22 protein-coding genes and 2 pseudogenes are annotated in these 24,030 nt (G+C 40.3%); 7 read left to right on the top strand and 17 right to left on the bottom strand.

Translation table 11 applies throughout. From position 1 onward, the window contains the following. Positions 1 to 47 precede the first annotated feature (47 nt). The 11 genes from CD039_RS01050 to norA all read right to left on the bottom strand — a co-directional run bounded on the left by CD039_RS01050 (position 48) and on the right by norA (position 12,258). Complete coding sequence (locus tag CD039_RS01050; protein WP_103370777.1) at positions 48 to 1,094, bottom strand: glycosyltransferase family 2 protein; 1,047 nt, start codon at positions 1,092 to 1,094, stop codon at positions 48 to 50. Positions 1,095 to 1,408: 314 nt separating this feature from the next. Next, positions 1,409 to 2,248, bottom strand: a complete 840-nt coding sequence (locus tag CD039_RS01045; protein ID WP_103370776.1) for an aldo/keto reductase — start codon at positions 2,246 to 2,248, stop codon at positions 1,409 to 1,411. Positions 2,249 to 2,391: 143 nt separating this feature from the next. After that, complete coding sequence (locus CD039_RS12135; protein ID WP_260843925.1) at positions 2,392 to 2,526, bottom strand: hypothetical protein; 135 nt, start codon at positions 2,524 to 2,526, stop codon at positions 2,392 to 2,394. Between the two features lie 163 nt (positions 2,527 to 2,689). Beyond that, positions 2,690 to 4,036 carry a hemolysin family protein gene (locus CD039_RS01040; RefSeq protein WP_103370775.1) on the bottom strand — a complete coding sequence of 449 codons (1,347 nt, stop codon included), beginning with the start codon at positions 4,034 to 4,036 and terminating at the stop codon, positions 2,690 to 2,692. A 210-nt stretch (positions 4,037 to 4,246) separates the two neighbouring features. Further along, positions 4,247 to 5,401 (bottom strand): N-acetylglucosamine-6-phosphate deacetylase, encoded by a 1,155-nt coding sequence (gene nagA / locus CD039_RS01035; RefSeq protein ID WP_103370774.1) that lies wholly within the window; start codon positions 5,399 to 5,401, stop codon positions 4,247 to 4,249. Between the two features lie 194 nt (positions 5,402 to 5,595). Next, positions 5,596 to 7,542 (bottom strand): PTS fructose transporter subunit IIABC, encoded by a 1,947-nt coding sequence (locus CD039_RS01030; RefSeq protein WP_103370773.1) that lies wholly within the window; start codon positions 7,540 to 7,542, stop codon positions 5,596 to 5,598. A gap of 91 nt (positions 7,543 to 7,633) precedes the next feature. Beyond that, positions 7,634 to 8,551, bottom strand: a complete 918-nt coding sequence (pfkB, locus tag CD039_RS01025) for a 1-phosphofructokinase (RefSeq protein WP_103370772.1) — start codon at positions 8,549 to 8,551, stop codon at positions 7,634 to 7,636. Next, positions 8,548 to 9,306: a DeoR/GlpR family DNA-binding transcription regulator gene (locus CD039_RS01020; protein WP_103370771.1), complete on the bottom strand. Its 759-nt coding sequence runs from the start codon at positions 9,304 to 9,306 to the stop codon at positions 8,548 to 8,550. Before CD039_RS01020 ends, pfkB begins: the two co-directional genes overlap by 4 nt. Positions 9,307 to 9,693: 387 nt before the next feature. Further along, positions 9,694 to 10,179 carry a Cys-tRNA(Pro) deacylase gene (gene ybaK, locus CD039_RS01015; protein ID WP_103370770.1) on the bottom strand — a complete coding sequence of 162 codons (486 nt, stop codon included), beginning with the start codon at positions 10,177 to 10,179 and terminating at the stop codon, positions 9,694 to 9,696. Between the two features lie 63 nt (positions 10,180 to 10,242). Beyond that, positions 10,243 to 10,938 (bottom strand): hypothetical protein, encoded by a 696-nt coding sequence (locus tag CD039_RS01010; protein WP_103370769.1) that lies wholly within the window; start codon positions 10,936 to 10,938, stop codon positions 10,243 to 10,245. 165 nt (positions 10,939 to 11,103) lie between these two features. Then, complete coding sequence (gene norA, locus CD039_RS01005) at positions 11,104 to 12,258, bottom strand: multidrug efflux MFS transporter NorA (RefSeq protein ID WP_103370768.1); 1,155 nt, start codon at positions 12,256 to 12,258, stop codon at positions 11,104 to 11,106. 344 nt (positions 12,259 to 12,602) lie between these two features. Between norA and CD039_RS01000 the strand changes: the two genes are divergently transcribed. After that, complete coding sequence (locus CD039_RS01000) at positions 12,603 to 13,217, top strand: DUF1361 domain-containing protein (protein ID WP_167386232.1); 615 nt, start codon at positions 12,603 to 12,605, stop codon at positions 13,215 to 13,217. A gap of 1 nt (position 13,218) precedes the next feature. Further along, on the top strand, positions 13,219 to 13,488 hold the full coding sequence (locus CD039_RS00995; RefSeq protein ID WP_186303055.1) for a hypothetical protein: 270 nt from the start codon (positions 13,219 to 13,221) through the stop codon (positions 13,486 to 13,488). 66 nt (positions 13,489 to 13,554) lie between these two features. Here the strand turns inward: CD039_RS00995 and CD039_RS00990 are convergent, their stop codons facing one another. Next, on the bottom strand, positions 13,555 to 13,872 hold the full coding sequence (locus CD039_RS00990) for a hypothetical protein (RefSeq protein WP_103370765.1): 318 nt from the start codon (positions 13,870 to 13,872) through the stop codon (positions 13,555 to 13,557). Between the two features lie 73 nt (positions 13,873 to 13,945). Beyond that, positions 13,946 to 14,878 (bottom strand): annotated as a pseudogene (locus CD039_RS12310) (CobW family GTP-binding protein). Positions 14,879 to 15,131: 253 nt separating this feature from the next. Between CD039_RS12310 and mgrA the strand changes: the two are divergent. Continuing rightward, the gene (mgrA, locus tag CD039_RS00975; RefSeq protein ID WP_002472550.1) at positions 15,132 to 15,572 is read left to right on the top strand and encodes a global transcriptional regulator MgrA; all 441 of its coding nucleotides are present in this window, start codon (positions 15,132 to 15,134) and stop codon (positions 15,570 to 15,572) included. 336 nt (positions 15,573 to 15,908) lie between these two features. On the opposite strand, the gene cydC is transcribed toward mgrA, so the two are convergent. Next, positions 15,909 to 17,567, bottom strand: coding sequence for a thiol reductant ABC exporter subunit CydC (gene cydC, locus CD039_RS00970; RefSeq protein ID WP_240595014.1), 1,659 nt, complete (start codon positions 17,565 to 17,567; stop codon positions 15,909 to 15,911). Further along, a complete protein-coding gene (locus tag CD039_RS00965; RefSeq protein WP_240595012.1) occupies positions 17,557 to 19,206 on the bottom strand; it encodes an ABC transporter ATP-binding protein/permease in 1,650 nt (549 codons plus the stop codon). Before CD039_RS00965 ends, cydC begins: the two co-directional genes overlap by 11 nt. A gap of 167 nt (positions 19,207 to 19,373) precedes the next feature. On the opposite strand from CD039_RS00965, the gene CD039_RS00960 reads away from it, so the two are divergent. The 4 genes from CD039_RS00960 (at position 19,374) to CD039_RS00940 (ending at position 22,089) form a co-directional block, all read left to right on the top strand. Next, on the top strand, positions 19,374 to 20,249 hold the full coding sequence (locus CD039_RS00960) for an undecaprenyl-diphosphate phosphatase (RefSeq protein ID WP_103370761.1): 876 nt from the start codon (positions 19,374 to 19,376) through the stop codon (positions 20,247 to 20,249). A gap of 204 nt (positions 20,250 to 20,453) precedes the next feature. Next, positions 20,454 to 21,053, top strand: a complete 600-nt coding sequence (locus tag CD039_RS00950) for a hypothetical protein (RefSeq protein ID WP_002472512.1) — start codon at positions 20,454 to 20,456, stop codon at positions 21,051 to 21,053. A 1-nt stretch (position 21,054) separates the two neighbouring features. Continuing rightward, a complete protein-coding gene (locus CD039_RS00945) occupies positions 21,055 to 21,510 on the top strand; it encodes a YaiI/YqxD family protein (RefSeq protein WP_103370759.1) in 456 nt (151 codons plus the stop codon). A 12-nt stretch (positions 21,511 to 21,522) separates the two neighbouring features. Next, complete coding sequence (locus tag CD039_RS00940; RefSeq protein WP_103370758.1) at positions 21,523 to 22,089, top strand: LOG family protein; 567 nt, start codon at positions 21,523 to 21,525, stop codon at positions 22,087 to 22,089. A gap of 305 nt (positions 22,090 to 22,394) precedes the next feature. On the opposite strand, the pseudogene CD039_RS00935 reads toward CD039_RS00940, so the two are convergent. Together CD039_RS00935 and CD039_RS00930 are read right to left on the bottom strand one after the other, a co-directional pair. Further along, positions 22,395 to 22,586: pseudogene (locus tag CD039_RS00935) on the bottom strand (helix-turn-helix domain-containing protein); the annotation flags it as partial. Between the two features lie 110 nt (positions 22,587 to 22,696). Next, positions 22,697 to 23,947 carry an aminoacyltransferase gene (locus tag CD039_RS00930; protein ID WP_103370756.1) on the bottom strand — a complete coding sequence of 417 codons (1,251 nt, stop codon included), beginning with the start codon at positions 23,945 to 23,947 and terminating at the stop codon, positions 22,697 to 22,699. Between the last annotated feature and the right edge of the window lie 83 nt (positions 23,948 to 24,030).

The raw sequence follows: 24,030 nt of genomic DNA, 5'->3' as shown, positions 1-24,030 counted from the left end.
CTCTGCTGCAAATTAACAGTATGAGAGGGGCGCCCTTTTATTCTGTATTACACATGAGAATTCTCTTTCTTCTCATGTGTCGTCTTTTCCTGAGTATGACTTTTACCATTCAACATCTCTTGCACCGCTTGCGCCTGCAAATCCTCAGAGTGCGGCTCATTTAAATTGGAAGCCTGTACGATGTACTTCGGCCGCTTCTTCACCTCATAGTAAATTCGTCCGATATATTCACCTACAATACCGATGGAGATGAGTTGAATGCCGCCAATGAGTAATATTGCCGCGATTGTTGAGAAATAACCCGGCGTTTCTATGCCGTGAACCATAATACTAATTAAGATATAAATGATATACAGCAAACTTAAACCGAAGACGATGAGACCGAGATATATCATGGCGCGTAACGGTTTATTGTTAAAGGAAATCAAACCGTCAATGCCATAATTTAATAATTTACTAAAGGACCATTTCGACTCACCATCTTCGCGTTCAACATTCTCGTACGTAAACACTTGAGTATGGTAGCCAATCCATGCGTAGAGTCCTTTAGAGAAACGATTCGTCTCGTCCAGTTGTGTTAGCGAAATTACTGCGCGTTGACTCAACAAACGGAAATCACCGACACCGTCCTCAAGACGAATATCTTCCACGAAACGGTTAATCATTCTATAATACAATTTCGTGAGCCACTTACGCGATTTGTTCTCTCCACAACGATTACGTTTCGCTATCACCTGATCATAGCCGTCCATATAACCTTGAATCATCTTCGGTATCAAATGAGGAGGATGCTGTAAATCCGCATCGATCATGACAACTGCATCACAATCTGTACTGTGCTGATAACCTGCAATCATCGCTGATTCCTTACCGAAGTTGCGACTAAACGAAATAAATTTCACGTGTGCATCTGTAGTCGCTGTCTCTTGGATATAGCTCATCGTACTATCTTTACTTCCATCATCTATAAAAAGTAAGTCATAATCGTAATGCTGGCGCAGACTATCTGCTTCTAATATTTCTGTCAGCTTTTCATAGGTTTTTAATATAACTTCACCCTCGTTATAACAAGGTACAATGACTCTTACTTTCATCTATTTAACACCTTTCACCCGTGGTTAACATTACTTTATCAAGTTTAGAATTTCATTGACGACTCAAAAGTCACAGTTTTACAAAAACTTAAAGTTGAGTTAATAACCACGTTACATACCGATTTAATTATTGCAGAAATCAACTGATTTTAAAAGAAAAACTTGTTAATAAACAATATACTTTGTTTAGGTTATGAGTTTAATGATGAAAAGCTATCATCTACATAAACAGTACAAGTGCTACAAAAATTCCACCAAAACAGGTCTAATAAACCTATTTGGTGGAATTATTTGCTTTAAACTCTATTAAATTCTTATTTCAACGTACCGATGCGAACTTCATCTGGATCTTTACCTTGTCGCGCACCTTGATCTAAACTATCAATTTCAGCAATATCAGTAAGTTCTAAGTTGAAATCAAGGATATCGAAGTTCTCACGAATACGTTCAGGCGTTTTAGATTTCGGTATAATAATGCGATTGTGCGCTAAGTGCCAACGAAGCACGATTTGAGCTGGCGTCTTACCGTAGCGTTCTGCAATATTCACAACAGTTGGATGATCTAACAAGCCGCGATTACGCATTAATGGCATCCACGCAGTTACCGCAATGTCATGTTTGTCACAGAAATCTTGTGTTTCTTGTTGATTGAAATATGGATGACACTCAATTTGGTTTACAGCTGGCGTGACATCCGTTTCAGCCATTAAACGTTCCAAGTGATGTGGCTTGAAGTTACATACACCAATCGCACGAATTTTACCGTCATGATAAAGTTGCTCTAACGCTTTGTAACTTTCAATAAACAGTTCGTCCGCTTCACACGGCCAGTGAATGAGATACAAATCTAAATAATCCGTACCTAAATTCTCCAATGATTTCTCAAAGTAAGTTAACGTCTGCTCATAGCCTTGGTAATCATTCCACAATTTGGATGTGATAAAGAGGTCTTCGCGATCGACACCTGACTGCTTAAGGGCGCGACCCAACGCTTGTTCATTTCCGTAAAAGTACGCTGTATCGAAGGCACGATAACCTGTTTCAATCGCAGTCTCTACTGCCGTCTCCATTTCTTCGTCAGTAATCTTATAAACACCGAGACCAATCTTTGGCATTGGATAACCATTGTTTAAGTAATAAGTATCTTGTACCATACGCTCTCTCCTCACTTTCATTCTCAACTTAATTTTGCCATGTTCATCTTTAGAATGACAAGAAAGTGCTTTGCATTTTCTGTGGAGGCGACGTTTTTCGTTGTGATAACAGCCAGCGATGATCACTTTACTTTTTGGAATACTTATTCTCTACATACGCTTTCATCTTCTCCACTCTTTTTTGGTACGCTAGCTTCTTCATTTTCTCGTTGTAGTTTCGCGAGTTCTTCTCGTTCTTCTGCTGTAAGTGCAGTGTCGCTTTGGAAATGATTTTTCATTGGTAAAAGGCTTCTCTTTCGAATATTTTAATTCAGCAATCCACCTTACGATTTTATTTAATCTTAACCCATCTGCTAAAAAAGCTCGAGTCAGAACGCTAATTCCAACTCGAGCCTTCACTTACGTCATCGATTCAAACTTTTGACGCTGACATCATCCATTCTATTGATGATCGTCCTCTTCTTCGTCTTCATCTGTATGACGTGTTTCATTGTATTCATATTTTAAAATAACATTAATGATTTGATGATTATCGATTTCTGAAATAATCCAACGATCAAATATCGTATCGACATAATCGTTCTGTTGTAAGTTAGTATTGTGTGCTTGTAACCAACCACCAATTGTGTCGATATCCTCTGAATCTTCGAATTCAATACCGAATTGATCTTGAATATCATCTAATAGCACACGTCCGTTGATTTGGAACGTGTCATCGTTAATTTTAACAATATCGTTAACCTCGTCGTTATCGAACTCATCTCGAATTTCGCCGACAATCTCTTCTAGGATATCTTCCATCGTTAAGATACCTGCCGTACCGCCATACTCGTCGATAATCAGACTCATATGTACGTGTTCACGCTGCATGCGGATTAACGCGTCGCTAATGCGTGTCGTTTCGGAAATCATCGGGAGTTCGTGAATATAGTTACTAATGCGAATCGCTTCACCAGAGGCGTACTCTGTAAGAAATTCTTTAACGTTGATAAAGCCTTTCACATGGTCTTTGTCGCCATCTTCCGTGATTGGATAACGTGTAAATTGGTGTTCTTTAATCGTCTCAAGCAACTCTTCAACATTGAAAGGTTCGTTCAACGTCGTCACTTGAGTACGCGGAACCATAATATCTTTGGCGTGACGTTCATCAAATGAGAAGATATTTTGCATATAAGCGAGCTCAGTTTGATTGATTTCGCCGCCATTATAACTATTATTAATGATAATCTTAATTTCTTCTTCTGACATCGCATCATTATCTGCATCTGGGTCTACGCCCATGATTCGAATGATTAAACGAGCTGAACCGTTCATCAACCAGATGAGTGGTTTCATAATCATACCGAAATAGTACAGTGGGCGTGAGTAGACGAGCGCAAGTTTCTCTGTATGTTGAATCGCGATAGACTTCGGCGCAAGCTCACCTAATACAACATGCAAGTAAGTCACTAAGATAAACGCGATGATAAATGCCAACGTCGTCTGTACAGGTTCAGGCATTGGGAAGAGGTTAAAGAGCGGGCTGAGGAGCTTCTTAAAAGTCGGTTCCCCTAGCCAACCTAATCCTAAAGATGTCACCGTAATACCAAGCTGGCAGGCAGACAGATAATAATCTAAATTGTGAATCATCTTACGGACAACTTTCGCACTGCCGTTACCTTCTGCTGCTAATTGTTCAATTCGTGTAGACCTTACTTTCACTAGCGCAAACTCAGAACCTACAAAGACAGTAGTTAATGCAATTAACAGAATAAAAATAATTAAACTGATTATGGTCGTTGTTTCCAATTAATTCCCCTAATTTAGGGATTCACCTCCAAATTGATCAGTGCCACAATGTGGTTTCCATAAGCCTAGATAACGTGTATAACTATGATATTGATTCAACGTTAAATCCTTCCCATTGTAGCACCTCCCTAAAAAAGACGTATTGTATCCATAATAGCATATTTCTAATCAAATTTAATAGTATATCACATTAAAAAGTTGGCTTTTACACTAGAATGCGTGAAGCTCGCCACCTTTAATCGTCGCGATGACTTCAGTATGCGCACCTGTAATCACGATATCTGCATCTTTTCCTACTACAAGGCTTCCTTTACAGTCATCTACACCTAACGCACGTGCTTGGTTCAAACTCGTTACACGCCATAATTCTTCAAGACGCGCACCTGTAAATTGCTTCAGGTTCTCTAAACCGTCATTCATGCGCAGAATACTTCCAGCAAGCGAACCACTCGCTAAGCGCGCTTCAGAACCTTTAACATAAACATTCTGTCCACCTAAATCGTATTCTCCTTCAGGCATACCTTTTGCACGCATCGCATCTGTGATGAGATAGAAATGCTCGTTACCTTTCTGTTTGTACGCAATCGCTACAGCTGCTGGATGTGAATGCACACCGTCAACGATAATTTCTGTAGCGAGATGATCATTCGTCCAAGCAGCGCCAAAGACACCAGGGTTTCGATGTTCAAACGGCGTCGCTGCATTATAAAGGTGCGTAATATGTTTCGCACCGTGTTCAACCGCTTCATTCGCCTCATCAAACGTCGCTACTGTATGGCCCATTGAGAAGATAATCTCATCATGTAATGCTTCTAACGTTTCATGTGCACCTTCCACTTCAGGGGCGAACGTAATAATCTTAATCAATTGATTCGCAACATCTTGGAAATGGCGAATCTTCTCTACCGACGGGCGTTGCACATAGGCTGGATTCTGCGCCCCAACTTTATGTTCGGAAATAAATGGCCCTTCCAAATGTACACCTAAGATTTCTGCTTCTTCTGTAGAAGATTGTTTATCTTTATAAGTAGCAATCGTACGAAGTGCACGTTCGACGTTCTCATCTGATTGCGTCATCGTCGTCGCTAGGAAACTTGTCGTACCTTCACTCAAGAGATTCTGGGCTAAATGTTGTAAGCCTTCTTCTGAAGCGTCCATGGCATCCTTTCCATACCCACCATGAATATGGATGTCGATGAAGCCAGGTAGGATATCTTGACCTTGCGCGTCATACGTCTTCAGATCACCTGTATAGTCTCCTGCTGTAATTTCTGCTATCTTGCCATCTTTGACTACTAAGTAGCCGTGGTCGATCACTTTCTCTTCTGTAAAAATTCTGCCGTTAGTAATGACATATTCCATAATTTGACCTTCTTTGTATTTAGAGTAGTAACTTTATTTTACAATAACATCGCAGACGACGCATCTCTCTAATTAAAAAGACCTGCATCGCCAATTATTTCGCACAATGCAGGTCTCGTAACATCTTCAATTACTTTCAATACTTACTATTATTTTACAAAATCTATTTGCCTTTAAAAATTCACTTATTACGTTAACTATTCGTCCATAGCTTGGGAAGCTTGAACTTCATCTTCAGAGAGTTTCGGTTTAATAATACCGTAGATAATCGCGCTGACTAACGCACCGACAACAATAGCTAAGAGTGTTTGAAGTGAGTGACTGAAGTCTGTACCAAATACGACAAAGATACCGCCGTGTGGTGCTCGAATTGCTGAACCGAGTCCTAAAGCAATCGCACCACCGATACCTGAACCAATCATCATTGATGGAATGACACGAATCGGGTCAGCTGCCGCAAACGGAATCGCACCTTCAGTGATGAAGGAGAATCCCATCACATAGTTCGGAACGATAGAACCGCGCTGTGCTTTCGTAAATTTCTTACGAAAGATGAGCATTGCTGTCGCAAGTGCAATCGGTGGCACCATACCGCCGACCATTGCTGCAGTGATTGGTGCTGTATTTCCTTCGATTAACGCTGCTGTCGCAAAGACGTACGCTGCTTTATTGAATGGACCACCCATGTCAATCGCCATCATTGCGCCGACGACGAGACCGAGAATCATTGCGTTAGCACCAGATAAACTATTTAAACCATGAAGTAACAAGTGGTTGAGCCAAGCTGCTGGCGGGTTTACCACATAAATCAACGCTAAGCCTGTAATCGTTACAGATAAGATTGGATAAATCAATGTTGGTTTCAAACCTTCAAGCGCTTGTGGAATACGACTGAAGAGTTTCTTGATACCTTCAGTTAAGTAACCCGCTAAGAAACCAGCAATGATACCGCCGATAAATCCTGAATCACCAGAGACAGCAAGCATACCACCGACTAAACCAGCTGCGAATCCAGGTTTATCTGCAATACTACGCGCGATGTAACCAGATAAGATCGGAATGATCAGCGCAAACGCACTATTTTTACCAATGTTCCATAACTGCTCTGCAAACGGAATGTATTCCTTACTCTTAGGATCAAAAGAGTTCGTACCCATGAGAAAGACGATAGCCATCAAGATACCACCAGCAATAACGAGTGGTAACATGTTAGATACACCGTTCATCAAGTGTTTATAAATCGTCTTACCGACACCTTGTTTCTCGTTCGTACCGCCGCTAGTGTTCTTACTATCTCCACGCGCCACAAACGGTTGACGTGATGTATCTTGTGCCATGTTAATTAACTCTTCAGGACGTTTAATAGCGTCAGCTACTGGAACTTCTACGACATTCTTGCCGTCAAAGCGATCTGTTTCAACATGCACATCTGCTGCGACAATAATTCCAGTTGCTTTCTCGATATCCTCGCGTGTGAGTCGATTCTTCACACCACCAGAACCATTCGTTTCCACCTTAATGTTGACGTCCATCTTGCCTGCTTGTTTCTTCAAGGCGTCACGTGCCATATACGTATGTGCGATACCTGTTGGACAAGCAGTGACTGCGAGGATATACGGTTTCTCTTCTTCGCCTGCAGGAGCACCACTTGCATCTTCTGCAACTTCATCAGTTTCCTCGTCAGTGGCTTCGTCATCTGCTTTATTAATGATACTCAATACTTCTTCAGGTGAGTTCGCCGCAAGCAGTTCTGCACGTACTTGGTCATCCATGAGTATGCCAGATAATTTCGCTAAAGCGTCTAAATGAGTTTGAGCGCCGCCAGCGGGTGCTGCAATCATAAAGAAGAGGTGCGCAGGTTGCATATCTAAACTTTGATAATCAACACCTGCTTGGGATTTACCGAAAGCAATCGCAGGCTGTTCTACTGCTTCTACTTTCGCGTGAGGAATGGCAATACCTTCTCCAATTCCTGTAGTACTTTGTGCTTCGCGGTCAAAGATTGCTTGTTGATACGCTGCTTTGTCATTCAATTTCCCTGCTTGGTCGAGCTGATCAACCAATTCGTTAATCACACCGTCTTTGTCTGAAGCTGATAATTCCATAGCAATGGTGTCTTTCGTTAATAATTCGGTAATTCTCATCTTGTTCACTCCCAACAATGATTGTTCTATTTCAATATTCGTATTCCTCTTTGCTGTGTGCGTTCATCTCAAATACTCTGTGGCGATATAATTACGCGTCAATGCTAGTGATTTGTACTTGTTGTCGAATGCGATCGATACTAGCCTTTTCCGCTAAATCATCATTAAAGGCGGTAGCAGTACCTGCCGCAACGGCTTGCGCGAAAGCCGCTTCAATAGCTTGACCTTGGTCTAATCCTGCCACCATTCCGGCAACTGTGCTATCTCCTGAACCCACTGTGTTAACGACTTGTCCAGTCGGCACTTGCGCTTTCAAACGTCTTTCAGCATCCATGTAGATTGCGCCATCCCCTCCTAGAGAAATAATGACAGATTGTGCACCTTTCTCGAGGATGTGTTGACCACAGCGTACTACGTCTTCATCAGATTGAATGGTCGTGTCAAACATCATTTCCAGTTCATCTTTATTCGGTTTGATGAAGAGTGGATGGTAATCCAACACCGATTCCACGAGCGCTTTTTCAGCATCGACCACAAATTGTGCCCCTGTATGACTTAAGATTTCGACAATTTGTCGATAAGCATCTCTAGGCAAACTTTTCGGCATACTACCTGCAATCACGACCGTATCCTGCTCAGTCGTTTCACGCATTTGTTGTAAAAGGGCTTCAAATTGCGCTTCAGTCACTTGCGGTCCTGGCGCATTAATTTCAGTTTCCGAACCTGTCTTCAGCTTAATATTAATACGCGTATCTTCTGACGTTTCGATAAAACGCGCTTCAATACCTTGTCTTTCTAATTGTTCGCTTATAAATTGACCTGAGAAACCACCCGCAAAGCCAAGTGCTGTTGTGGGCGTATTCAACGTTTGTAGCACACGCGAAACGTTGATGCCCTTTCCGCCTGCAAACTTCTGCGTCGAAGTTGCGCGATTCAGTCCTTCAAGTTGAAAGTCTTCTGTATAGACGACATAGTCAATAGAAGGATTGAGTGTCACCGTGTAAATCATGATAAACCTCCTATCAAATGATACTGTTGAGCATATGACTGAAACGCGTGTAACGCTGTTATTTGTTCAGAAACGATGACCGAAACTGAGGAAGTTGTCGGTACCGTCGCGAAGTAAACTTTGTCATATTTCGTATAATCAGCTAGAACGTAGGTGTGAAAGCTAAAGTCAATAGCATAAGACTTAATCAATGCCTCTTGTTCATCAGGCGTCGTTAAGCCGTGATGGAGATCTAAACCGTTGATACCGATAAAAGCTTTGTCAAAGCGATATTTCTTCAACGTTTCCAATGCATTAACGCCTACAGTAGCTAACGTCGTCGCTTTAACTTCGCCACCTAACGTTAACGTCTTAAAACCATATTTCAGCAGCTCTTCCACGTGTGTTAACCCATTAGTCACCACAGTCACATTATTAGCTTTAATAAATGGAATCATCTCAAGTGTCGTGGAACCAGCATCGAGGAAGATACAGTCATTATCTTCAACATATTCTGCTGCTTGACGCGCAATCTCTTGTTTCTCTTGTAAATTACGTGTACGTTTGTCTGCGAGTTTCGCCTCTGTCACCACAGATTGGTTCAATGCTGCGCCACCGTGGACACGTGAAAGCTTACCCATCTGTTGCAATTTGGACAGATCTCGTCGTACTGTCGACGCACTACTACCAGTATGATCAACCAATTCTTGCAAGGTTAAGAATTCTTTATTTCTCAATTCAGATAAAATCATTTCATGACGTTTCTCACTGATCATCGCTCATCCACCTCATTTCACCTTTATTATAATGTCATCGCTTTCATAATTCAATCATTTTTAACCAAATTCGTTCAAAAACAATCATTATATGCGCAAAAACGTTCCAAAATCTGTCAAAATTCGTATAAAAAAGTGGGAGTGAGACAGAAATCTACTTGATTTCGTAGTCTCACCCCCGCAAGGATGTCTAGTACTTGAGACAGTGCTAGCTATCTCAAGTACAGACAGCTACTGCGAAGAGCAATAGTTAATATCTTTATCAACTATAAAGTTCTCTCTAAATGAGTTTACTTTACATCTATAGCTAATTCTTTAATTATGTCCTAGACTCTAATTTCTTCCTATATTATATGCGTTCAAATCTTCGAACGACATGTTCTGCTTCTAAATCACACTTTGTGTTATATCGGCATATTGACCTTCAACGACTGTGATTAAGTCTTGTGGCGCTACTTTAATTTGTGTGCCCCGCTCGCCACCGCTAATGTAGATATAAGATAGTAAAGTCGCTGTTTCATCTAGCGTAGTAGGAAATAATCGTTTCATTCCTACTGGGGAACATCCTCCTCGTATATATCCAGTCACTTGTTTCAAGTCGCGCATCGGCATGAGGTTCAATTTCTTTTCGTGAACCGCCTTGGCAGCTGCTTTCAAGTCTAATGTCTCAGTTACAGGGATAACAAAGACGTAATGCTCATGATCCGCATTCTCTAATACGAGTGTCTTAAAGACATGTTCTGGATCTTCTCCTAAGCTATGCGCAATCGTTTCACCATCTTGATGGGAATCCTCAACTTCATAGTAATTGACTTCAAAGTCCACGCCTTCGCGCTCTAACATTCGCATCGCATTCGTCTTTTTACGTTTCATACAGGCCCTCTCCTTTCTTTCATTAAAAAATACAAACAAGCGCAAGAACTTGTCTGTATTAATTCAAATCGTAGGCTCAACAATAGCTTGACCTTGTGGTGTTATGCTTACTTTGTACTCCAGATGCTTTGTTGGTTGTACGAATATATAATGCCAGCCTGACGCATCATGGTCTTTCTTCCTATATCTATCCAAATCGTGATTGTACGTTTGTGCTGCGGTTCGCGCTATGACATCCGCTTCACTCTCATCAATTTGAACGTGACGTATCTGGGGTCGCATTTGAACATCATCATAGGGATGAACATGCAAGCGTTGATCGACAGTTACTCGCTGATAGATATTAGGATGCTGACAATCTACAAAGGTTAACATGTAGTATGGCTCACCCTTAGAAGTTTGTGCAAGTGTATAGTGATGATAACGACTCTCTGCGTGAACGCGTTTCAGGTATGCAGCAGCTGCTTGACGTGCACGTTGTAACGTAGGAAGTTGAGATGACTTACTTTGATTCACGGGGAAATCAGTCGACGACGTCTGCGCGGTCTCATGCGATACTTGCTTTGTCGCTGCGTGAATCTCAGGATGCAACTTGAAATGTGCTTTCTTCTCCAAAGACACCCATTCTCCAGTACATCTGAAGATCAATTCATGGAGCTTACATAACGCCTGGTGATGCGTAGCGATATAGATGAGACTAACCAAACAACTCGCTAATACGAAAGCAATCAGCGATAATATAATATTTTTTCCATTCATCTGCCAAGAAAGTACTCCTTTAGTATTTCCTATATCTTATCACGTACTTAACATATTTATTGTAATATGGTTTGCAATTTAAAATAAACGTAATATAGGTAATACAAAGGTAACAGACGCCGTCATTCTGCTACATTTTACAACACAATGTGCCTACAAGTATCCTTAAACCTTGCACTTACGTAACGCTTTTTCAATAAAAATCACACCGATACCTAAGACCATCACTAACGTGGACATGTAGAGCGGAAAGTTATAATTCACATCGTATAATCCACCTGCTACGAGCGGGCCGATAAAGTTCCCCATACTCGTAAAGGTTGAGTTGAGACCCCCTGCGAAGCCTTGACGGTTACCCGCGATGTTTGAAAAGTAATTCGTTAACGCAGGACGAATCATGTCGAAACCGATAAAGACGACGAAACTAATAATCATAATCGTCCAATAATGACTTGCGAATGTTAATGAAATCAAAATAATGCCTGAGTACACGAGCGCGTAGTTAATAAATGTAAGTTCTTTCAAATACTTCATAAACTTATCAAATAGCAAGACTTGGAAGATGGCGCCGAGTATACCACCGCCTGTGATGGCAATCGAAATATCAAACGGTTGATAGTGTGCTTTGTCAGCCGTGTAGAGTGGGAATAGTGTTTCGAACGCTGAGAGACCAAACGCGAGAATGAGTGTGATCAATACTGGTGTCACGAATACTTTCCAATTAATCTTGCCTAGCACATCTGTTTGATAATGTGTAAAGCCAGCCTGCGTATGATGTTTCGGATTGTGAAGTAACGTTACTGAAAGGATGAGCGCTAATACACCTGTCGTACCTGCCATATAGAATGGCAGACGGTGAGAGAACTCAGCTAGAAAGCCACCGAGACCAGGACCGAGGATAAAGCCTGAATTAATGATGGCTGACATGTACCCAAAGTTCTTCGCTTTATCTTTCGGATTGGAAATATCCGCAATCATGCCCGTTACACCAGGCATAATCATACCGGCACTCCAACCACCAAGCACACGTGAAACGATCAATAACGAGAACGTATGACTCGTCGCAAAGAGAAACTCAGAAATAGAGAAGAGGACGAGACCTATACAAATAATGAGTTTCTTCCCTAACTTGTCTGCGAGCGTCCCACCAAAGGGGGAAATAATCATTTGAGCCAGTGCGAAGACGGCTACGAGTATACCGAGGTCGCTCCCTTTCAACCCTAAATCTTTCAAATAGACTGGAAGAACTGGAATCACAAGACCAATACCTAGAAAGACAAGAAAAATATTAAAGTATAAGATGAGAAATTGTTTCTTCATATAGATCCTCCAATCCTATAATGATGTTATCTTTGATGTTCAACAACTTATGATTGATACAAGACTTATCGCTCATATTATTTTATAATTTTAAACTATCCGTGCGTTCCTACACAATCAATACATATTATAAGCCGTTAACCGTTGCATAAAGTACTACATCCTAGTATCATTTACATTTCAATTCTCACATCTTGCGTAGGTTTCACGTTAATATTTAATAATAGTTGCATGTCATCGTGACCGTGCGATAGTTAAACTTTATTTCATCATCGGGATCATTGATGACCATCGACGAAACCTGACATGCCGAGATGTGAATTTCAATGAAAGTAGGTGACGTTGTGAGCGCACGTTATATCGCTCGAATCGTCTTTCTCATATTATTTGTCTTATCTTTATTTGATCATATTTTTCAATTTATGACTTTGAATTTATTTTTAGCTTATGTACCGTTCGAACTGTGCTTTCTATTGAGACTGTTTAAACCACAACACCGTTTCGAATGGCCGTTATTTATTATTTTCAGCTTAATCTTTATATTTATGGTGCCGAATACGTTCTACATGATTACAGATTTAATCCATCTCAAGCAGTTTATCTTTAATTTCTACGCTGGATTGAATTTAACCGAATGGATGTATTTCACTTATCTCTTAGCTGGCGTGTTTCTCGCACTATATTGTCTCGTTCTTATGTTCCGTGAAATTCGTTATTTCACTCCGTATCGCTGGTTCAATCGCGCACTTATCTTGATCATGATGTACTTAAATGGTTTCGGTATTTACATCGGTCGTTTCCTGAGATTACATTCCGTATATCTCATTAACGAACCGCTTCGCATCATCCGTAAGCTCGTGACCCAAGTTGACTTGAAAGCGATGGCCTTTGTATTGTTGATGGTCGCCCTTCAACTCTTACTCTATATCTTTATGAAAGGAGTACGCAGCTTTAATTAATATGAATATCCTATTATTTATTATCATTATCGTCTTACTGCAACTGCTCATCGGTCATCTCTGGCACAAAGTCGGTATGAGCCGTGGAGTTGCGATCATTCTGTGCTGCCTTCCTTTAGGCATCGGACTTTTCCTAATGCAGCTCTTCTATTACGAACGCCGTTATCCACATTGGGAGCTTGATAAGGCCAAGAAATTGCCGTTAAAGTACATCTATCTTATGACCTTTGTCGAATTCGTCGCATTATATATTTGTATTTTTAAAATGTAAGCTAAAAAGAGCAGGACAATGCACACGCCATTGTCCCGCTCTTTCTTCGTATTCTCTATTTTCCTATTACAATCCGTGCTTTTTATCCAATAAGTGATTAGCATCTGCGTAAAGATACATTAACGTTCCAAATAAAGCTAAGGATAGTATAAACAATATCAATGTTAATATCGTCGCTCGTTTGAAATGTTTAATAAACGCAATAAATAAAATTCCACCATTATATAAGAAGAAAAGACCAAATAATACGAGCATGATATTGATATCCGCGAAAAAGATATTGCATAACAGCACGATTACTGCAAATACAACAAATGGAATTCGAATGAAATTACGTTCAAATTTGTATTGTCTTTCATAATAATCTTCATTATGAGTTGTCATAGCATCGTCGCTCCTTTTCCTTAATTATACTGTAAATCATGCACTAAAGATTGTCTATTTCATGACGTTCTTATCAAGTAAACTGCAACATATCTAATTGATTTCTTAAGCGATTGATATCCAACTCTTCTCCTATCAATACGAGCGTTAATGACGCTTCTCTTTCTACTATCTCATAACTTGGCATACCTGATGCATATTGGAAGAAGTAAGTCGTCTCAGGCATGTCTCGAAAGCGCATATAACCCTTTAACCGCAGTACATTTGAAGGTAGCTTTAAGATGAACTGATAGAACAACTGCCGATGTACAGGTCCCGTAAAGGTATACACCAAGCTGTTGATACCGAGATGAGATTTCTTGTAAGATTCATTCGCCGTGCCCTCAGGATGTTCCACAGGTTCAATCTGAGCGAGATCCACCTGCCCATAGGAAGTATACACACGTGGTGCAAAGGTATTACTGTATGACAACAGATGATCGATGTGCTTTAAATGGTCATCCTCAACTAAATCTGTCTTATTAATAATGATAAAATGACTCGCAGCAAGTTGATCACTCATCAATCGTGACATATCTTGTGAATATTCATCCGTTGTAAGTAAACCTTGTGCATCTGCCACTCCGATAATGGTTGGCACAGCCAAGCGGTCCGTTAAATCAGGAAACAGACATGCCGAATAAATATCGAGCGGCTGAGCAATTCCTGTTGCTTCTATTATAATGTGTGTCAGAGATTGATCTTTCGTTAATTCCATAAGTCGATCGATTAAATCTGTGCTCGAATCACAACATACACAACCATTCAATATTGGATACACCTTAGTTTGACTCTGCTTTATGTCATCTTCAACGTAAAAATTTCCATATTCATTAAGGATAATAGCTAATTTCTCATCATTATTTAATAATTATTTAATATACTCATTAAGAAAGGTCGTTTTACCACTCCCTAGAAATCCGGTGATAATTGTAACCCGCACTTCTTTATTTGTTCTTTTCTTCATATTATCACTCATTTCTTTTCAAACGTTTGCGTAAAAATTAAATATTATATTTTATTTGACCTTTAGTAGTTATCTCAGTAATTATCTTCTTACTTGATAAAACAAGGGATATCTTCTACACTTTAATCATACTTTATTTTAGCAATGCAGTGCGAAAAAGTATTTTAAAAAATTTGTATCACACAACAAAGACGGATTCAAATCCGAATACAGAGAGAGAAAATTACGGATAGAATGTCTGGAGGAGAACTTTATGTCTGAACAACTTAATTTGAAGGAGCAACTTTGCTTTAGTTTGTACAATGCTCAAAGACAAGTTAATCGCTACTATTCAAACAATGTCTTCAAAAAGTACAAACTTACTTACCCACAATTCCTAGTTCTTACTATATTGTGGTCAGAGTCACCAGTCAATGTTAAGAAAGTTGTTACTGAACTTGCATTGGACACTGGTACAGTTTCACCACTACTAAAACGCATGGAACAAGTTGACTTAATCAAACGTGAACGTTCCGAAATTGACCAACGTGAAGTGTTTATTCATTTAACAGAGAAGAGTGAACAAATTCGTCCAGAATTAGATTCTGCTTGTAACGAAGTAGCTGAAGCAACTTCACTTACAGAAGACGAATTTAGAGAACTTAACCGTTTACTCGGTAAGATTATCACTGCTTTTACTGAAAAAGATAAATAATAGACGATTGTTATATATAACTCATATCACAATGGTATATGTGTTAAGTGCGAGCGGGAGATGAATCTCTATGATTTCATACTCTCGCTCTATTTATGTGTGCTTAACTTTTTGCGGGAAATTGTGCTAGCACATTGCTTCTCACCCGTACTGCATAAAATGGAGTTTGGCACCCATCTCATCATATACTCCCCCTGCAATACCGTAAAATAAAGGTGCACCTCTAGTCAGTTCACGAAACCTAACTACTGAGGCGCACCATCAATCCATATGATCACAACTTAACTATTTTTAAACTTACTCTACTATACTTTCATCGTCCATAATCCCCACTACTTATGACAACTCAACTACACGTTTAAGATAAGAATCGGTAGACATCAATGTCTCGTAACGATCAAACTCAACAATTTGACCATCGATTACGACTGCCACTTTATCAAATTGCGGTAATACGTTGAGATCATGGGTTGCTACAACTAAAGTCTGCGCGCGCTCATGGAGTACATTCATAACTTGATCAGCAGTCACTCGATCTAGCGCCGTTGTAGGCTCATCGATAACCCATACAGGCAAATCGCGTAAGAGCAAACGCGCAATGCCGAGACGAACTTTCTCTCCACCTGACAGTGTTTGCCCTTCTAACGTCACCCTTTTATCTAGCTCTAGGTGGTCTAAATCTAAGAGATTTAACGTCTCGCGTAAAGTCTCATCGTTGGCATCGCTAAGTAAGTTATCTCTTAACGTTCCATCAAATAATTGTTGAGACTGAAGCGCACCACTCATATGTGTATATTTCTCTTCATCAGTAAGCTCGTGCGTAGGTGTACCTTGAATCTTTACACTGCCCGCTTCACTTTGATACAAACCTAAGATAAGTTGTAGCAACGTACTTTTACCAGAACCTGAAGGACCAATCAACGCAACATGCTCTCCTTCTTGAACACACAAGTTGACGTTACGCAGCAACTGAGTTTCTTGATTCGCATATCTAAAGTCTACATCACGTAATTCAATTTCATAAGGCTCAAATGAAGAATCATCGCTCTTATACGTGACCTCTTGAGACGTTGAATGCGCGATCACCTCATTAATATCATGCCAAGCGCGATCTGTCTCAGCCTTGTAGTACGCTACATTGCTCATCGGTACAGCTTGTTCAAACAATGTGAGCAACATCAAGACGATACTCGTTAAATAAATGACATTGACGTGTCCTGCTTGCACTTGAGCGACCCCAAGCCACAGTGTGAGAAAGAGCGCGACCATTGAAACGAGGTTCAATCCAAGGTCATAGAACGCGATAAACTGCTGCTCCTTATGACTCGAACGTTGATAACGGTGTAAATCATCCTGAGCCATTTGATGGTAGGTCGCTTGTTGGTTAAAACGAGCGAGTTCTGAATATCCTGCTTTATAATCGTAATATCGTCCTAAAAATTGCGATTCATCTCGCGCCACTTGTTGCATATAACGCTGTGCTTTCTTCGCACTCAACCAGGGCAATACACCTAAAGAAATGCTCATACTCACCAAGATGATTAACGCATGAACGTATGAAAAGAACATCATTGTTACCAATGTAATGATAGCAGTGATGCCAATAACAATGGGTGGATAGTATACTCTTAAATAAACATTCTGTAATGACTCGACGCGATTAACGATACGTGCGAGTAAATCACTTGAGCGAAAGCGACGATAGACATCTGGAACGACAGGAACAAGACCACGATACATTTGAACGCGAACGTCTCGCAACATCGTAAACGTCGTCCGATGAGAAAGGAGTCGTTCAATGTAACGTGCAATCGCTCTTAGAAAGCCAAACATTTTAACCGAAACAATCAACACCATTAAGGCAAAGAGTGGTGCACCTAATGCACTTTCTGTCACCATATAGCCACTGAGGAAGAACATACCTAGTGCAACTAAACTACCGATAATACCTACTAATATTGAAAGAATCAAATCTCTATCCGGTCTAATCTTCATTTGTGGCTTCACCTCTTCCACTCTCATACTTCGATTCAGACTGGTCGTGCGCACCGCTATGATGAATGCCACCGTCAAGTAGGACAATATGGTGCTGAACGTGATTTAACGTAGAGGCACGATGAGCTATCATCACCATAGCTGTGGTACTAAAATGTTTCTCAATTGCCTCTTGAATTAGCTGCTCGGTTTCAATATCAAGTCCGGTCGTTGGTTCGTCTAGAATAATCAAATCCGGCCGTAATAATAAGACACGAGAGAGTTCCAAACGGCGCATTTCACCACCTGAAAGCATTTCTCCCCCTTCGCCTATCGGAGTATCCAATCCATGTGTTAAATGCGTAACTTTGTCCTTGAGCCCTACTTCTTCTAAGACTTGCCAAACCTGAGCATCCGCATAATTGTAGAACATCGTCACATTCTCACGTATTGTCGCATTAAACAAATACGGGGATTGACTCAACATACCTATTTGTAAGTGAGACGAAGAATGTGTCACTGTGCCATGTGTCGGTCTTAACGATTGAGCAATTAATTGTGCAAGGGTCGTTTTACCTACACCGCTTGGTCCCACTAATGCCAGATGTTCACCTTGCCGGATGTCTAAATCGATGTGTTGCAACACTTGAGGTTGCTGGGCATCATATCGAAAGCTCACATCATTCAGACGAACGAGCGGCGTCTGAGTCGTATCATAAGCAGCGGTCGTACGATGCGTATCTTCTGATTCATCCAACATATCAAAGACCACGTCAGCAGCTCCCTCACTTTGTTTACCAGTATGGAAAGATTGTCCAAGATCTTTAATCGCGTTGTAGAACTCAGGCGCAAAGAGAATGGCGATGACTGCCGTTTCGAAAGAGATATTATGGAACAAGATGAGTCCTAATCCTACTTCTAAAGCGACAATTCCTATTCCTAACATACTGATAAATTCCAGCATCAATCCTGAGAGGAAGGCGCTTTTCAAGATTTGCATCGTCAGCGTTCTAAAGCGCGTACTTTCCTGCTCTACTGAAGCGATGGAGTCTTCCGTCTTTCTAAAGAGTCTTAGTGTCACGAGCCCTTGAACTTTGTTTAAGAAACGTTGGCTAAAATGATTGAGGTATGTCATCTTGTCTTTTGCTTCGTCTTGCGTTTTCAAACCAAAAACGATATAGAATAAAGGAATGAAAGGTGCTGTCACCATCATGATTAAAGCAGTATTGAGGTGAATCACACACATCGTTACGATAATGAAGGCTGGCACGAGCATCGATTTAAACACTTGAGGCAAATAATTATTAAAGAATGGAGAGATGTCATTGATGCTTTGCGTTAACGATGCGAGTTGAGCGCCAATCGGTTGGATGAGTCGCCGCTTTAACATAGTATTTCTGAGCCGATACTGCACACGTCCGGCTAAGTGATTACCTACCATGTCATTGGCGCTAGAGAATACTGCGCGTAGCAATAAACTTGCTAATAGAATCACCCACACCGTGACATGTGGTGCTTCGCCATGCATGAGAATACGATGGAGCACTTTACCAATCGTAATATTCTGTGCGATAACCGCACTTGCCACACCGATACTCATCAATCCTAATAACAACAGAAACCATTTATATTGAAATGCGTATTGCATGAGTCGTTTCACATTGATCACCTCTATCAATTATAAATCTTCACGTTGAAATATAAATCATTTCGCTTACTGAAACTTTAGACTGAATTAATAGAATTAGTAGCAAAATTTAAAAATCATGTGCTATGATAATGAATTGAAACGAAGATAATATTAATGAATATGAAAGTAGGTAAATTATGATCATCATTGAATTGATTAAAGGGATTATTCTCGGGATCGTTGAAGGTCTGACTGAGTTTGCCCCTGTATCTTCTACTGGTCACATGATCCTCGTAGATGATATTCTCTTGAAATCGAAAGAATTTCTTGGGCCTGAATCTGCTTTTACCTTTAAAGTAGTCATTCAACTCGGCTCAGTATTCGCAGCAGCGTGGGTCTTCCGCGAACGTTACTTCGAAATGTTACATATCGGTAAATACAAGAATGAACCGGTAGATGGTTTCCGCTCTAAACCGAAACGACTTAACTTGTTCCATATCTTAATCGGTATGATTCCTGCAGGTATACTTGGCGTGCTCTTTGACGATTTAATTGAAGAATATTTATTCAGTGTACCTACAGTTATGATCGGGCTACTCATCGGCGCATTCTACATGATCGGTGCTGATATCGTAAGTCGTCGCATCAAGAATCCACAAACGGTCGATCAAATCAGCTATTTCCAAGCTTTCGTGATTGGTCTATCTCAAGCCGTAGCGATGTGGCCAGGTTTCAGTCGTTCAGGCTCAACGATTTCCACGGGTGTATACATGAAGATGACGCATAAATCTGCATCTGACTTCACCTTTATCATGTCCGTACCGATTATGTTAGCCGCAAGCTGTCTCTCACTTGTGAAACATATTGGTAGTATTCATGCGACAGATATCGCCTTCTATTTCTTAGGTTTCGTCGCAGCATTTATCGTGGGCTTAATCGCAATCAAGACATTCTTACATTTAATCAATAAGATAAAATTAATTCCGTTCGCCATCTATCGTATTATCTTAGTCGTCATCATCGCTATTCTCTACTTTGGTTTCGGCTTAGGTACAGGTATTAGTGGTGAATAATAAGGATACACAAGGATATGTTCAGACATTCTAATCTGATGCTTGCATCGTTGCGTCTAGAACATATCCTTTTTTTACTATCTCAACTAGCTGTAGAAGAGACGTGTTATAATAAAAGTGAAATGGCGTATCAAGCCAAAGTTTACTGCCGAACGTTAAGGGGTATTAGACTACATAGTATAGATGAATATGGAGGCAACGTATATGGATAAACAGAAACTTATTCGCACAATCGTGACAGTCGCACCAGTATTTCTCGTGCCATTAATCACTGAACGTAAACGTATCAAAGAACATCCAGATGTTAAACGTGCTGCCGATGCTACAGGTCGCGCATCGAAGAAAGTAGCGCATAAATCCGTGGACTTTAAAGACGCGGTCGTTGATAAATCTGGAGACGCTAAAGACTACGTTGTTGAAAAGAAACATCAATATGATCAAAAACGCAGATTGAAACAAATCGCGAAACAAAACGATCCGAAATATATCGAAAAGCAAGAAAAGAAACAAGAGAAGAAAGACCGTAAAGAAGCACACAAACTCGACAAAAAGTTAGAGAAAAAAGCTGAAAAACGTCGTAAACAAGAAGCAAAAGTACAAAAACAGAACGAAAAACAACGTCAAAAAGATCTTAAAAAAGCCGACAAACACATGAAAAAAGCTGGCTTTACACCGAGCGAACTTGACGATGCTGCTACGCAAAAGAGTAAACAGCTCACACATGAACAAGTTCAGAACGAACAAGCAGAGCTCGCTCAGAAAGATCGTCGCGCTGCTACTAACCAAGACAACGGTGCACGCTAAGATGTTTAACCGCATACTTATAGATGGAGATGCTTGTCCAGTCATTGATTCAATCGTTGAACTTACTGAAGGAACAGGCATCTCCGTTCTTATATTACGTAGCTATACCCATTTCTCACTGAATGATTATCCAGAACATGTCAAAGTGACGTATGTTGACGATGGTCCAGATGCTGTAGACTACAAATTACTCGCCATCAGTCGTCCCACTGACTTAGTCATTACGCAGGACTATGGCTTGGCTAGCCTACTTCTCGACAAAGTCTATCAAGTTCGTAACCACAATGGTAAGCTATATAATAGTACCAATATTCAACAATTACTTGATCAACGCCACCAATCTGCACAATTACGTCGTAGTGGTGTGCGCACGAAAGGCCCTTCAAAGTACAGTGCGGAGCAGCGGCGTCAGTTTGAACAAGTGCTACAACAGTTGATTGAACATGATACAAAATAGGAGGAAACAATTGTGAAACGAATTGCAGTTTATTGCGGTGCAAGCAAAGGTCGAAATGAAATTTATGTCAAAGAAGCCTACCAACTTGGTAAATATATGGCCGAACAAGGCTACGAACTCGTCTTTGGCGCAGGTTCCGTTGGTATCATGGGAGCGATACAAGATGGCGTACTCGATGCAGGCGGTCATGCGATTGGCGTCATGCCGAAGATGTTAGATGAGAAAGAGATTACGAGTCAGAAAGTGAGCGAACTCGTACTCGTCGATTCCATGCACGAGCGCAAGAATAAGATGACTGAACTCGCAGATGCCTTTATCATGGCACCAGGTGGAGCAGGTTCTCTCGAGGAATTCTTTGAAATGTACAGTTGGTCTCAAATCGGTATTCATCAGAAACCGATTGCTGTCTTTAATATCAACGGTTTCTTTGAACCGCTTCAGAACATGCTCGATGGAATGATTACCGAAGGCTTTATCGATGCGAAATACAAGAACCTCGCGCCTCTGTGTGATACGAAAGAAGAATTGCTTGAAACGCTTGAGAACTATCAGCCACTCGGTGTACGTACATACGATTAAGTGGTAGTGGTCACTTAGGGTAAAATGCGCGCTTAGAGTGCGGGTGAAATTAGCGTTTCGTTTGAAATTTAAAGCGCCAGTCGTGGTGAGGTGAGTTTGGCACTGCACCCTTAATATGGTACTCGCATAAAAACACTTGAATTAGGCTGCTAATTTTCTGTATTGCACAAGAGATAAGTAGCCTAATTTTTGTTGAATTCGATTATTATAGTTTTCAATGTACTTTTCGACAATATCCTTTACAATGGAATTAAAGTTATTTAACTTATTTTCAGAAAGTTCCTCTAATCCTTTATTATAGTATTATAGGAGAATTGTTTGCCTACTTGTTGACTAAATCGATATGTTTCACCCTTTCTATACCATCTCCACCATGTTTTTACCTGTGTTCTATTTCTAATATTTAATTCACACATAATTTCTTTAGTTGTATAATCTTCTTCTTTCATCTTCACTGCTTTAAACTTTGTTTCAACTGAATACGCCACTCTGCGCATAGAAAAACACCTCCGTCAATTCATTTTAACTGAATTCAACGAAAGTGTTTTTATAAAGTTCCCACTATATGGGGGTCAGCTCAGTATGTTATAGAGCTCGTTTCAATATTTTAATGTCTAATCTTACCTAGTAATGAAGAAACTGCATACCAGAATGGTTTAATCGGTTTAATAAAGTCGCCGATGTACTCTTCGACTTGCGCGTTAAAGCCTTTCTTGAACTGTTGAACGCCGGCGTCTTCAGCATCCTCACTAAAGTCACCTGTGATACCATAGAAATTGTAGCGCTCAATACCGTTCTCTAACGCGAACTTAATCATTTCCCATTGTAAACGATAGGCGCCCATGTAACGATTGTACTTCGGATTGGAACCGCTCGATAAGTAATACACCTCGTGCTCGTTGTGAATGTAAAGCGCTGCGGCTAAATCTAATTCTTTGCCGTCTGTTTGAATCATTTCCTCAGTTTCAGCAATCTTGCGTTGGTTACCATTGAGTTGTTGTGAAAGCTGATTATGCTTATTCTTCTGTTTCTTAGAATTTGGACTCTCTTCTAAAGCTTTGTTGACTTCCGCAATCTGTTGCTCTAAATCATCATGTTTCTCGCGTAAAGTCGTCAAATATTTGTCTAAATCTACATAAGCTAATTTTAATGAAGCATTGTCACCATAGACTTTCTGCATATATTCAAAGTACGCTTCATCTCTAAATTTAAAGCCATGTTTTTCTTCAGCCATATGGAACAAACGATAGAACTTAGGCGTTTCCTCTATAGACAGATCTTTAACTTCTACGCCCATTTCATACGTTTTTTTAATATTACGACGTGTTTGATAGTCCATCTCATTCAGCACTTCTTTACCGTTCTTACCTTTGAGGTCGAGCACGGAAAGCCAACGAATTTGACTCATATCTGAATACCCCGTCGTATAGCCTTGATGTTTATAGCCGAGCTGTTCGAGTTCTTTTTTAAAATGTTCATTATGATAGTGTTCGAGAATTTCACCATCTGCGTTACGCACACTTTCTAACACATATGGATCTGCTAAGACGTAAAGACAATTCTCTTTTTTAAGATAGTCTGTCAGATTTTTAAAGAAAAAGTTGACCAGTTCAATATTGTTATAATCCATCACTGGTCCACGGTGCGTATAGAAATAGTTAAAGAATTTGAAAGAACGCGCTTTCGTTAATAAACAAGCGGCTAGGACGTTCTCACTATCGTCTTTCACACCTAACAAATATGCATCTTGATAGTGTTCAGCTCGATATTCATAATGCGCTGCGCTTTGGGTATAATGCGAAAAATGGTGATCGACAAATTCTTGAAATTCTTTAGTTGTAAGTTGAGTAAAATACATAGCGTAACTCCTTTATAATCATGACATCTCTTATTTCTACTTACTTTACAATGTTAAGAAACTTACAGCTTATTGTAACATTC

The organism is Staphylococcus argensis (genome assembly GCF_002902305.1).
In the GTDB taxonomy this organism is placed as follows: domain Bacteria; phylum Bacillota; class Bacilli; order Staphylococcales; family Staphylococcaceae; genus Staphylococcus; species Staphylococcus argensis.
Note: the sequence above shows the minus strand (reverse complement) of the source record. Positions and strands in the feature narration are given on the sequence as shown.